General features: G+C 59.2%; 11 protein-coding genes. 9 read left to right on the forward strand and 2 right to left on the reverse strand.

Features of this window, described 5'->3' with window-relative positions; genetic code table 11:
* Positions 1–45: 45 nt before the first annotated feature.
* The 9 genes from pal (at position 46) to ACR0I7_RS11095 (ending at position 9,398) form a co-directional block, all read left to right on the forward strand.
* The gene (pal, locus tag ACR0I7_RS11055) at positions 46–549 is read left to right on the forward strand and encodes a peptidoglycan-associated lipoprotein Pal (RefSeq protein ID WP_480510935.1); all 504 of its coding nucleotides are present in this window, start codon (positions 46–48) and stop codon (positions 547–549) included.
* Positions 550–553: 4 nt separating this feature from the next.
* Entirely contained in the window at positions 554–1,378 is an 825-nt protein-coding gene (ybgF, locus tag ACR0I7_RS11060; protein WP_480510937.1) for a tol-pal system protein YbgF, read from the forward strand.
* Positions 1,375–2,628: a tRNA lysidine(34) synthetase TilS gene (tilS, locus tag ACR0I7_RS11065; RefSeq protein ID WP_480510939.1), complete on the forward strand. Its 1,254-nt coding sequence runs from the start codon at positions 1,375–1,377 to the stop codon at positions 2,626–2,628. The genes ybgF and tilS overlap by 4 nt, the downstream gene beginning before the upstream one ends.
* Positions 2,629–2,703: 75 nt before the next feature.
* Complete coding sequence (gene ftsH / locus ACR0I7_RS11070; protein ID WP_480510941.1) at positions 2,704–4,620, forward strand: ATP-dependent zinc metalloprotease FtsH; 1,917 nt, start codon at positions 2,704–2,706, stop codon at positions 4,618–4,620.
* Positions 4,621–4,714: 94 nt separating this feature from the next.
* Positions 4,715–5,290, forward strand: coding sequence for an MOSC domain-containing protein (locus ACR0I7_RS11075; protein WP_480510943.1), 576 nt, complete (start codon positions 4,715–4,717; stop codon positions 5,288–5,290).
* Between the two features lie 165 nt (positions 5,291–5,455).
* The gene (locus ACR0I7_RS11080) at positions 5,456–7,132 is read left to right on the forward strand and encodes a formate--tetrahydrofolate ligase (protein WP_480510944.1); all 1,677 of its coding nucleotides are present in this window, start codon (positions 5,456–5,458) and stop codon (positions 7,130–7,132) included.
* Positions 7,133–7,190: 58 nt separating this feature from the next.
* Complete coding sequence (locus tag ACR0I7_RS11085; RefSeq protein ID WP_480510946.1) at positions 7,191–7,496, forward strand: chorismate mutase; 306 nt, start codon at positions 7,191–7,193, stop codon at positions 7,494–7,496.
* Positions 7,497–7,547: 51 nt separating this feature from the next.
* The gene (folD, locus tag ACR0I7_RS11090) at positions 7,548–8,438 is read left to right on the forward strand and encodes a bifunctional methylenetetrahydrofolate dehydrogenase/methenyltetrahydrofolate cyclohydrolase FolD (RefSeq protein WP_480510948.1); all 891 of its coding nucleotides are present in this window, start codon (positions 7,548–7,550) and stop codon (positions 8,436–8,438) included.
* Between the two features lie 333 nt (positions 8,439–8,771).
* On the forward strand, positions 8,772–9,398 hold the full coding sequence (locus ACR0I7_RS11095) for a LytTR family DNA-binding domain-containing protein (protein WP_480510950.1): 627 nt from the start codon (positions 8,772–8,774) through the stop codon (positions 9,396–9,398).
* On the opposite strand, the gene pdeM is transcribed toward ACR0I7_RS11095, so the two are convergent.
* Positions 9,395–10,057, reverse strand: coding sequence for a ligase-associated DNA damage response endonuclease PdeM (pdeM, locus tag ACR0I7_RS11100; protein ID WP_480510952.1), 663 nt, complete (start codon positions 10,055–10,057; stop codon positions 9,395–9,397). The two genes, ACR0I7_RS11095 and pdeM, sit on opposite strands and share 4 nt — an antisense overlap.
* Positions 10,058–10,101: 44 nt before the next feature.
* A complete protein-coding gene (locus ACR0I7_RS11105) occupies positions 10,102–12,513 on the reverse strand; it encodes a ligase-associated DNA damage response DEXH box helicase (RefSeq protein WP_480510954.1) in 2,412 nt (803 codons plus the stop codon).
* Between the last annotated feature and the right edge of the window lie 6 nt (positions 12,514–12,519).

The following is a 12,519-nucleotide window of genomic DNA, read 5'->3' on the forward strand; positions in this document are numbered from 1 at the left end:
TGGTAGACAGAAGACAATAAACAAACGGGACAAGAGGCAATTGTAATGAACGTATTGAGCAAAATCGCGGCGCTTGGCGCGCTGACGCTGATCGCGGCGTGTAGCAATAATGATCCGTCCGCATTGGGCGGTGGCGCAGGGGGCAACGGCTCGATCCTGCCCGGATCACCCAGCGACCCGCGCTCACCCGCCTATTTCCAGCAAACGGTCGGGGATCGGGTATTGTTTGCGGTGGATCAGTCGACATTGACGCCTGAGGCGCAGGTGGTTCTGCAAGGGCAGGCGGACTGGCTGCTGGCCAACACAGATTTCTCGGCGACAATCGAAGGTCACGCGGATGAGCAGGGCACACGTGAATATAACCTTGCTCTGGGTGCGCGCCGTGCAAATGCCGCGCGCGAGTATCTGATCTCACGCGGCGTGGCAGGCAATCGTCTGCAAACGGTCAGCTATGGCAAGGAACGCCCGATCGAGATTTGCAGCACCGAGGAATGCTATTCCAAGAACCGCCGCGCGGTGACGGTACTGACGGGATCAACCACGGGGTAACATGATGCGATTTGCGGGTTTGGTTCTGGCGGCGGTTGTAAGCGTCGCAGGTGTCGCACAAGCGCAGGATCAGCAGACCCTGGCCGATATCCGGCAGGAGCTGACGGTTTTGCATGTGGAAATCCAGCGTCTCAAGCGCGAGTTCTCGACGACGGGGTCTCCGGCCCCTAACCTGTCGGGCGACACGGTATTGCAACGCGTCGACGCCATTGAGGCAGAGTTGCAGCGCCTGACGCGCCAGACCGAGCAGTTGAATCAGCGGGTACAGAACATCGTGACGGATGGCACCAATCGGATTGGCGATCTTGAATTTCGTCTGGTTGAACTCGAAGGTGGCGATCTGAGCACGTTGGGTGAAACCACCACGCTCGGCGGTGGAGAGCAGCCCACAATTGCCACTGCGCCCACAGCGATTGACCCGCCCGTTGCCGGTCAGGGTGAACTGGCGATTGGGGAACAGGCTGACTTTGATGCAGCCGCTCAGGCTTTGGCTGACGGGGACCTTCGCGCCGCTGCAGATCGGTTTGCCCAGTTCGAGACGTCTTATCCCGGAAGCCCGCTTGCCTCTCGGGCGAACTTGCGACGCGGGCAGGCGCTTGAGGGATTGGGCGACACGCGTGAGGCGGCCAAGGCGTTTTTGGCCAGCTTCACGGGCGATTCCGAAGGCCCGGTGGCACCTGAAGCGCTGTTTGAACTTGGCGCGGCCCTTGGGCGCTTGGGGCAAACCGATCAGGCCTGCATCACGTTGAGCGAGGTCAGCGCGCGCTTTCCTGCATCACCGTCCGTTGCATCGGCCAGCCAGGAAATGGCCTCACTGGGCTGTTCTTGATCTCAGAGACCCAAACACTCCGGGCGGAAATTCGCAATCGTTTGCCCGACCCGTTGCCGCACCGCCTTGGTGTTGCTGTCTCGGGGGGCAGCGATTCCATTGCCCTGCTGCATTTACTTGCCGAGATTGCACAGCATGAGGGCGCAACGCTTTTTGTCGCCACGGTGGATCACGGGCTGCGTGCAGAGGCAGCAGCAGAGGCGGCGCTGGTTGCGTCTCAGTCCGCGGCTCTAGGTGTTTCGCACGATACGCTGAAATGGCAGGATTGGGACGGGGAGGGCAACCTGCAGGATCAGGCCCGGCAGGCGCGATATCGACTGCTGACCCATTGGGCGCAACGGCGTCAGATCGATGCTATTGTGCTGGGCCACACGGCTGACGATCAGGCCGAAACGGTCCTGATGCGCCTTGCGCGTTCTGCCGGGGTGACGGGTCTCTCGGCGATGGCCACCGTTCGCCGGTTCGATGGCGTTGACCTGCTGCGTCCAATGCTGTCGATCAGTCGCGCCCGGTTGCGCGCGTATCTGACAGCAAAGGGGATCGGGTGGAGCGAGGATCCCTCGAATCAGGATCGGCAGTTCGACCGCATCAAGGTCCGATCCGCGATGACCCAGCTGGCAGAGATCGGTATCTCTGCCGAAACCCTGTCACAAGTGGCCGACAATCTTGCACAAGCGCGTGAGGCTTTGGAGCGCTATACGCAGGAGTCTGCTCATAACGTCCTCGTGGTGGACAAGGGGAATGTGCAGATTGATCCCAATGCCTTTGCGGGGCTGCCAGACGAGATCAGGCGCCGGATTGTCGTGAGCGTCGTCCGTTGGATCACATATGCCGGATATCCGCCGCGTCAGAGCGCCGTCGACCAGGCCGTCAGGGCGATCCAGACAGGCGCGCCTGCAGCGATCGGTGGATGTCTGGTGGTCCCCAAAGCCAATAAATCATGGATTTGCAGAGAGCTAAACGCAGTAAAGGCGTGTGTCGCAGTCCCCGGACGGGCATGGGACAAGCGCTGGATACTGCAGGGGCCGGCGGTTGACGATGCAGAAGTACGCGCAGTTGGTGAGCGGGGAATTTTGCACCTGTCTGACTGGCGTGCAACAGGGTGGCCCCGGGCCGCTGTTCTGGCCTCTCCAGCAGTTTGGCAGGGCGAGGATCTGTTGGCCGCACCGCATGCAGGTTATGCAAACGGCTGGCAGGCTGAGTTGGCCCCACAGGTGCCCGAGTTTTACGCATCGATTTTATCGCATTGAACATGCTTCAATCATCTCTATTTTAAGGGGCAACCGGCAGATCCCCCTCTGCCGAAATCGTTTGGGAGATTTTCCTTGGGCAACGCTCGTAACATCGCCTTCTGGGTTGTTCTGTTCCTTTTGATCCTTGCACTGTTCAATCTGTTCAGTGGACCGGGCGGAACGCTTCAGAGCAATGAGAAGACTTACTCCGATTTTGTCAGCTCGGTCGAAGCCGGTGACGTGAAAAACGTGACGCTAGATGGCGAACAGATTCGCTACACGACAGAGTCGGGTGGATCGTTTATCACGATCAAACCTACCGACGCAGAAGTGACTAAGCTGCTGATCGACAAGAACATCCCTGTGCGCGCTGAAAAACAGCAGCAATCGGGGTTCCAGTCGTTCATTCTGACGCTTCTGCCCTTCCTGCTGCTGATCGGTGTGTGGATTTACTTCATGAATCGCATGCAGGGTGGCGGCAAAGGTGGCGCGATGGGCTTTGGCAAGTCCAAAGCCAAGATGCTGACCGAAAAGCATGGTCGCGTGACTTTTGATGACGTCGCGGGCATCGACGAGGCCAAGGAAGAGCTGGAAGAGATCGTGGAATTCCTGCGCAACCCGCAGAAATTCTCGCGCCTTGGCGGCAAGATTCCAAAAGGCGCGTTGCTGGTTGGCCCTCCGGGCACCGGTAAAACCTTGCTGGCCCGTGCGATTGCAGGTGAGGCGGGTGTGCCGTTCTTCACCATCTCGGGCTCTGACTTTGTCGAGATGTTCGTCGGTGTGGGTGCGTCCCGTGTGCGCGACATGTTCGAACAGGCGAAGAAGAACGCGCCCTGTATCGTCTTTATCGACGAGATCGACGCCGTGGGCCGCCATCGTGGTGCCGGTTACGGCGGCGGTAACGATGAGCGCGAACAGACCCTCAACCAGTTGCTGGTTGAGATGGACGGGTTCGAGGCCAACGAGGGCGTGATCATTCTGGCGGCCACCAACCGTAAGGATGTTCTGGACCCGGCTCTGCTGCGTCCGGGCCGGTTTGACCGTCAGGTCACCGTCGGCAACCCTGACATCAAAGGCCGCGAGAAAATCCTGGGCGTTCATGCACGCAAGACGCCTCTGGGCCCTGACGTTGACCTGCGCATCATCGCGCGCGGTACGCCCGGTTTCTCAGGCGCTGATCTGGCGAACCTCGTGAACGAGGCTGCGTTGATGGCTGCGCGTGTCGGCCGTCGTTTTGTCACCATGGAAGATTTCGAGAACGCGAAAGACAAGGTGATGATGGGGGCCGAACGTCGCTCCATGGTCCTGACACAGGATCAGAAGGAAAAGACGGCCTATCACGAATCCGGCCATGCCGTTGTGGGCATGACACTGCCGCTCTGTGATCCTGTCTACAAGGCAACTATTATTCCGCGCGGCGGTGCGCTGGGTATGGTGGTCAGCCTGCCTGAGATGGACCAGCTGAACTATCACCGCGATGAGTGCGAGCAGAAGCTGGCTATGACCATGGCGGGCAAGGCTGCCGAGGTGATCAAATACGGTGAAGATCACGTCTCGAACGGTCCTGCCGGGGACATCATGCAGGCCAGCCAACTGGCGCGCGCCATGGTGATGCGCTGGGGCATGTCGGACAAGGTTGGTAATATCGACTATGCCGAGGCGCATGAGGGCTATTCAGGCAACACCGCTGGTTTCTCTGTTTCGGCTCATACCAAAGAGCTGATCGAAGAAGAGGTGAAACGCCTGATCCAGCAGGGCTATGAGCAGGCTCATAAGATTCTCGTCGACCACAATGAAGAGTGGGAGCGTCTGGCGCAGGGTCTGCTGGAATATGAGACACTGACAGGCGACGAGATCAAACGCGTCATGAATGGTGATCCACCTAACGAAGGCGACGACGAAAGCGACAGCTCGGATGAGGGCAGCGCACCCAGCGTGACCGCCATTCCAAAGACAAAGGCCAAGAAGTTACCGCCCGAAGGCGGGATGGAGCCAGAGCCAACGGCCTAAATTCAAAGACCCGGGGTTTTCCCCGGGTCTTTTTCCTTTTCATCGGCGCGTTGCTGGCCATACTGCCGGACGTCCCCATGAAAGAGGAAACGACATGCCGTTCTTGCGCGAAACCGAATACTCTGCCCAGGTGATCTGGCTGGGGTTTGTCCCAGCAAACAGCTCGCTTCGCGCGCAGCCTGTCCAGACGCTTGAGCTGGGCTTTGATGGCGTTCAGGGTGAACGGCATCAGGGACTCAACCGGCCATCCTGTGTGCGGGTCAAGAACCTCTATCCCCAGGGGACAGAGATTCGGAATGTGCGACAGCTCTCAGTACTGTCCGAGGAAGAACTGGGCGATATTGCGCATGAGATGGCGTTGGATCGGCTCGACCCGGCCTATCTGGGGGCATCGATTGTACTGAAAGGGATTCCCGACCTCTCACACCTGCCGCCGTCGTCGCGCCTGCAGGCGGAGAACGGTTTGACGATCACAGTGGATATGGAGAACGCCCCCTGTGTTCTTCCGGGGCGTGAGATTGAGGCTGATCAGCCCGGCCATGGGGCCGCCTTCAAACCTGCCGCGCAGGGACGGCGGGGCCTTACAGCATGGGTCGAACGCCCGGGAACACTGCGTGTCGGGGACGTGCTGTCCCTGTTTGTGCCCGACCAACCGGCCTGGGCACCATAACCAGGCGCCGTTTCCGATTAGAAACGCCCGAAATGCTTATACGCCGTTTCGCAGCAAGATTATGTCGGAATCTCTATCCATTGCGGGTATGCACAAAGGTATGGAAGACCCAGCGCCGACGCACCGCGTCGGTTTCGCACGGCATTCAATCAGGGACCCTGCCCAATGAGCTATAAATCCGACATCGAAATCGCACGCGAGGCGAACAAGAAGCCGATTCAGGAAATCGGTGCAAAAATCGGCATCGAGTCTGCCGATCTGCTGCCTTATGGCCATGACAAGGCAAAGGTCAGCCAGGACTTCATCAACTCGGTCCAGGATCGTGAAGATGGTAAGCTGGTCCTCGTGACAGCGATCAACCCGACCCCTGCGGGTGAAGGTAAGACCACCACCACTGTTGGTCTGGGCGATGGTCTGAACCGCATCGGCAAGAACGCGATGATCTGTATCCGCGAAGCATCGCTGGGCCCCAACTTCGGCATGAAGGGCGGTGCTGCAGGTGGCGGTTACGCGCAGGTTGTTCCGATGGAGGAAATGAATCTGCACTTCACCGGCGACTTCCACGCAATCACCTCGGCCCATTCGCTGCTGTCGGCGATGATCGACAACCACATCTACTGGGGCAACGAATGCGAGATTGATATCCGTCGCGTTGCATGGCGTCGTGTGGTCGATATGAACGATCGCGCCCTGCGTCAGATAACGGCCAGCTTAGGCGGCGTCTCGAACGGCTTCCCGCGTGAAACCGGTTTTGACATCACGGTTGCGTCCGAGGTTATGGCGATCCTGTGTCTGGCGACCGACCTGAAAGACCTTGAAAAGCGTCTGGGCGACATCATCGTGGCCTACCGCCGCGACAAGACCCCTGTTTACTGCCGCGACATCAAAGCAGAAGGTGCAATGACCGTTCTGCTGAAAGACGCGATGCAGCCGAACCTGGTGCAGACGTTGGAAAACAACCCGGCTTTTGTTCACGGTGGTCCCTTTGCGAACATCGCACACGGCTGTAACTCGGTCATCGCGACCAAGACTGCGTTGAAAGTTGCCGACTATGTCGTGACCGAAGCGGGCTTTGGTGCCGATCTGGGCGCCGAAAAGTTCATGAACATCAAATGCCGCAAGGCTGGCATCGCGCCGTCGGCGGTTGTGCTGGTTGCGACAGTGCGCGCGATGAAGATGAACGGTGGCGTTGCCAAGGCCGATCTGGGTGCTGAGAATGTCGACGCCGTTCAGTCGGGCTGTGCCAACCTGGGCCGTCACATCGAAAACGTTAAATCGTTCGGTGTTCCGGTTGTTGTCGCCATCAACCACTTTGTCACCGATACCGAGGCCGAAGTTCAGGCCGTCAAAGACTACTGCGCCGAGCACGGTGTCGAGGCGGTCCTGTCGCGCCACTGGGAGCTGGGGTCCGAAGGCTCGGCACCGCTGGCAGAGAAAGTTGTCGAAATCGTCGAAGGTGGTTCCGCCAACTTCGCGCCGATCTACCCGGACGAGATGCCCCTGTTCGAGAAAATCGAAACCATCGCCAAGCGTATCTATCGCGCCGACGAGGTTCTGGCCGACAACAAAATCCGCAACCAGCTGCGCGAGTGGGAAGAAGCGGGCTATGGCAACCTGCCGGTCTGCATGGCGAAAACCCAATACTCGTTCTCGACCGATCCGACCCTGCGCGGCGCGCCCACCGGCCACTCGGTTCCGGTGCGTGAGGTCCGCCTGAGCGCCGGTGCAGGCTTCATCGTGGTCGTCTGCGGTGAGATCATGACCATGCCTGGTCTGCCGCGCAAACCGGCAGCTGAGACAATCCGTCTCAACGCCGAAGGCCAGATCGAGGGCTTGTTCTAAGCCGTCGAATAGGACATCTCATGGCCTGGGGAAATTCCCGGGCCATGAGGAGATTGACATGCCCACTCTGATACCGCCGCAAGACTGCAACTCTATGCAGGAACTGCGCGCCCAGATTGATCAGCTGGACCGTCAATTGGTCGATATGCTTGTGACACGCGCAGGCTATATCGACCGCGCGTCCGAGCTGAAGCCGGGGGAAGGGCTGCCTGCCCGCATTCCGGACCGGGTCGAAGATGTGGTGCAAAAGGTGCGCGTCAGTTCAGCTGAGAAGGGCTATGACCCGGATCTGGCTGAGAAGCTCTGGCGGATTTTGATTGACTGGTCGATCGCGCGCGAAGAACGTGTGCTCGGCTCTGATTAAAGGCCGGTCGCGCGTGTCGCCCTCCGGTCGTCCAAGAGAAGGGATCGAAGGATGGTAGCCCAAGTCATCGATGGGAAGGCTTTTGCAGCCAAGGTGCGCGCGCAGGTCGCCGATCAGGTCGCGAAGCTGAAAGAGCAAAGCGGTATCACGCCGGGTTTGGCCGTGGTTCTGGTGGGGGAAGATCCCGCAAGTCAGGTCTATGTCCGTTCCAAGGGCAAGATGACCGTTGAGGTCGGCATGAACTCCTACGAGCACAAGCTGGATGTCGATACGTCCGAGGCCGACTTGCTGGCGCTGATCGACACGCTGAACAATGACCCCGCGGTACACGGTATTTTGGTGCAGCTGCCGTTGCCGGGCCATCTGAACGAAGATCTGGTGATCAATTCGATCGACCCGGCCAAGGATGTTGACGGCTTCCACATCTCGAATGTGGGTCTGCTGGGCACTGGTCAGAAGTCGATGGTGCCCTGCACACCGCTGGGCTGTCTGATGATGCTGCGCGACCATCATGGCTCTTTGTCGGGGATGGACGCGGTGGTGATTGGCCGCTCGAACATCGTTGGCAAGCCGATGGCGCAGCTGCTGCTGGGCGATAGCTGCACCGTGACCATCGCACATTCGCGCACCAAAGACCTGCCGGACGTCGTGCGCCGTGCCGATATCGTTGTCGCCGCCGTAGGCCGGCCCGAGATGGTGTCCGGGGACTGGATCAAAGAAGGCGCAACCGTGATTGACGTGGGCATCAACCGGATCGAGCGTGACGGCAAGAACAAGCTGGTTGGTGACGTAGACTATGCCAGTGCAGCCGAGCGCGCGGGGGCGATCACCCCGGTACCGGGCGGTGTTGGCCCGATGACGATTGCCTGCCTGCTGGCCAATACTCTGACGGCCTGCTGTCGTGCAAACGGGTTGCCCGAACCCGAAGGTCTTACAGCCTGATTACGCCACGTATCGGGTGCTCTGATAGCACCCGATACACTTTTCCCGATCGCAATCCGCGTTTTGAAGGCTTAGTTTGATCACGTTTTGAATAACTGTCTACAAACTGGTTTGAATGTCTGACAAATGTTGATAAACCATAACTTCCAGTCTGTTACGCTGTAGAAGTGGCCAAAGCCACCAAGCGACCTAGCTGGGTTTTGGGAGGTCGATCATTAGTTTGGTATGGTGTCACAACTAACTCAGCTACAAGCAGCTCTAAGTCCGCAGAGGCTGGTTGCTGGTTTGGTTTTTATTCCACTGCTCGCTTATTCATTTCCGCCTTTTCGCGAGATGGATTTGCCGTTCTCGTTGCGCCTTGTATTCTGGACGGGGGTGGTGCTCTTAGCCGTCATCGCGACATGGGTGTCAAAGACGCTGTTGCAGCAGAGGCTGGGGCGCGTTGAGTGGCCCTTTTCCGATCTTGCCTACACAGTTCTGATTCTGAGTCTTTTTACACCCGCACTCTGGGTATTGGCATGGCTGCTCTATGCAGCCTGCGGCCAGAAAGCGCCAGGGCTCATGTCGGTTGGCGTCTACGGGGTTTTGTTCAGTACAGGATTGCTCTTGATCCGCCGTAACGAACGAGGAGAGGTTGTCCGGAAAGCGCAGCCCAGACTACTCAAACGTCTTTCCCCGTCGTTTGAGGGCGAGATTTATCGCCTTACAGTGCGCGACCACTATGTCGACGTGGTGACATCCGAGGGAGTGCTTACCATCCGCTCGCGGTTTACAGACGCGATTGACTCGATGGAACCCGTTCCCGGACATTGTACTCATCGGTCGCATTGGGTGGTCGATGACGCTATCGTTGGAAGCGAACGCAAAGATGGCAAGATTTTCTTACGACTGAAGAACGATGACCTCGTTCCCGTCAGTCGCAAATACAAACCCCAGTTGGAAGAAGATGGGTTTGTCTAACGCGGCATGGGAACCATCACAGGTCGCGCCCCTGTCAGGATTGCTTTGGCTTCATCACTCATGATGTTCGCAAGTGTATCATCCACGCTGCGTAGCCCTCCAGTATACGCGCCATAAGCGGGTAGAATCAGGCGGGCATGATCCAGTAAAAAGGCGGGACGGGTGATCAAACACCCTTTAAGTCGCAGAGATGCTTTGGGGTGATAGTGGCCCGAGATCTCGGCGCGCGCGCCGGGCCGCGCAATATGGCGAAAGATCAGCGGACCACAGGTCCAGTCTGACAGATGGGTCCCGCCCAGTTCGACCGGCCCGGGGTCATGGTTGCCTTCGATCCACATCCATATGCGCCCTGCCTGAAAGGTCGACAGGCGCAGCCGGGCTGAACTATCCAGCGCGCGCGAGGCGTCAAGATCGTCAAAACTGTCACCAAGGCAGATCACCGTGCTGGGTGATGTACGTTCCAGATCGCCCGCCAGCCGTTCCAGCGTTTCCCGCGTGTCATAGGGCGGCAGAATGCGGCCATCTCGCCGGGCCAGCCGTTCCGATTTTCCCAGATGCAGATCCGAGACGCAGAGCAAGCTCTGATCAGGCCACCACAAAGCCCCCGATCCAAGGGCGCACAGGGTTTGGCCAAAAAAGGAAAAGGCCAGTTCGTTCATGATCCGTTCTTTGCCTGTCCCGGGCGCTTTTGCAAGGGGCCATTTCAGACTTCAGCCAAACCAGCGCTTTGTAGCAATCGCGCGCTTTCTTCGGCCAGCAGGCGTTCTTCGGCCATGCCTTTGACGGGAACTTTCCCCACCTCCAGAAACAGCGGCGCGGCCAGCGGCGATACTCTGTCCAGCCGTAGTAAATCGATCCGGTCTTCGATGCGTTCAATCATCGCCTCGATCCGTCCGAAATCCACCAGTCCCCGCATGGCCTCTTCGCGGGTGATCTGCATCAGCAGATGGTCGGGGTCATATTTCAGCAAGGTGTCATAGAGGATATCGGACGAGAACGTCGCTTGACGACCGCTTTTACGCTGACCACCGGTGTTGCGTTCAATAAGCCCTGCAATCGTGGCCGAGGCGCGAAAGGTCCGCTTCATGACGGCATTTCCGGCCAGCCAGTTTTCCAGTCCGTCCCGCAATGCGCTGAGGTTGAACAGCAGTGTAGGGTCGGTGACCGCATCCAGTCCCCAGATCAACGTCGCATAGTCCGTCGCGACGAAGCCCAACGGGGCAAGGCCGGTTTCTTCCATCCGCTTGGTCAACAGCAAGCCCAGGGTCTGTTGCGCATTACGCCCCGCAAAGCCATACACACACAGATGCTCTCGACCGTCGCTTGGAAAGCTCTCGATCAGCAGACGGTCACGTTGAGGCAGGCGCGAGAGGTCGCGCTGCAGGGCCAGCCATTGCGCCGTATGCGGCGGCAACTGAGGCCAGTCGGGCTGCGCAAACATGCGTAGAATGCGATCACTCAGCTGCGTTGAGGTGGCAAACTTTGTGCCCGAAAACGTAGCGATTTTGGGCTTTTTGTCGGCGCGGCGGCTGACCTCGACCGTCATTTCGCGCAGGCCCTCATATCGGACGATCTGACCCCCGATCAGAAAGGTATCGCCAGGGGTCAGCGATGCGGCAAAGGCTTCCTCGACCTCACCCAGGGGTTTGCCGCCGCGATTGCGCCGCAGCCGCACTTTCAGCGTGTCGGTATCCTGTATCGTACCCATATTCATACGGATGCGCTGCGCCGCTCTTGGGTCGCGCAATTGCCACAACCCGTCAGGTCGCTGTTGCAGACGTTGCCAGCGATCATAGGCGCGCAGGGCATAGCCGCCGGTCGCACAGAACTCCAGACAGGCATCGAATTCGGCGCGGCTGAGCTGTGCATAAGGTCCGGCCGAGGTCATTTCACGGTACAGCACGTCTGCATCAAATGACCCCGAGGCCGCCGCGATCAGGATATGCTGGCACAAGACATCCCGCGGCCCCCGTCCGCGCGGGTCGCCGTCCAGTTCATGCGCTTGGGCAGCCTCCAGCGCGGCGACGCATTCGACCACTTCGAACCGGTTTGCCGGCACCAACAGGGCCTTGGACGGGGCATTATAGCGGTGGTTGGCCCGCCCGATCCGCTGCACCAGCCGTTTGACATTCTTTGGTGCCCCGATCTGGATCACCAGGTCCACATCGCCCCAGTCGATCCCCAGATCCAGACTGCCGGTGCAGACAATCGCGCGCAGATCACCTCGCACCATCGCAGCCTCTACCCGCGCTCTCTGATCCCGATCGAGGCTGCCGTGATGAATGCCGATGGGCAAAGCATCCTCATTGGCCAGCCAGAGATTGTGAAAGAATATCTCAGCCTGCGCGCGTGTATTGTGAAAGATCAGGGTCGTCTTGTGCTGTTTGATCTGCTCCAGAACAGCCGGGATCGAATAGGCCGCACCGCCGCCCGACCAGGGTGGCATCTCTTCTGTCTCGAGCATTGAGATGTCGGGATCGGGGCCCGGATCGGCCTGAATGATCTCACATGGATCAGGGTGGCGTGCCAGAAAACGCGCGATGGCCTCAGGATCCTCGACCGTGGCGGACAGGCCGACGCGGCGCAGGGTCGGGCAAAGAGAATTCAGGCGCGCCAGGGCCAGCATCAACTGATCGCCGCGTTTGCTCTCGGCCAGAGCGTGTATCTCATCCACGACCACGCGCTGCACGCCCGCGAACATCCGAGGGGCGTCCTCGTAGGACGTAAGCAGAGCCAGGCTTTCTGGCGTCGTCAGCAGGATGTGCGGAGGGTCAGCACGCTGGCGTTTCTTTTGCGTGGCAGATGTGTCGCCGGTGCGGTCTTCGATGCGGATCGGCAGGCCGATATCATCGACCGGTCCGCGCAGGTTGCGCCGGATATCCGCCGCCAGCGCCTTGAGCGGTGAGACATAGATTGTGTGCAAGCCCTTATGGGTTCCATCCACCAGTTCTGCCAGCGAGGGCAGGAAACCCGCCATGGTCTTGCCGCCGCCCGTAGGCGCGATCAGCAGTGTTGCCGGGGCTGGTGCCCGGTCAAACATCGCCTTTTGATGGGGGTGAATGACCCAACCTTTGTTGGTGAACCACTCTTCAATCCGACCGGGAATCTGCGTCATGCAGGC

This window comes from Ruegeria sp. AM1, from assembly GCF_056540745.1.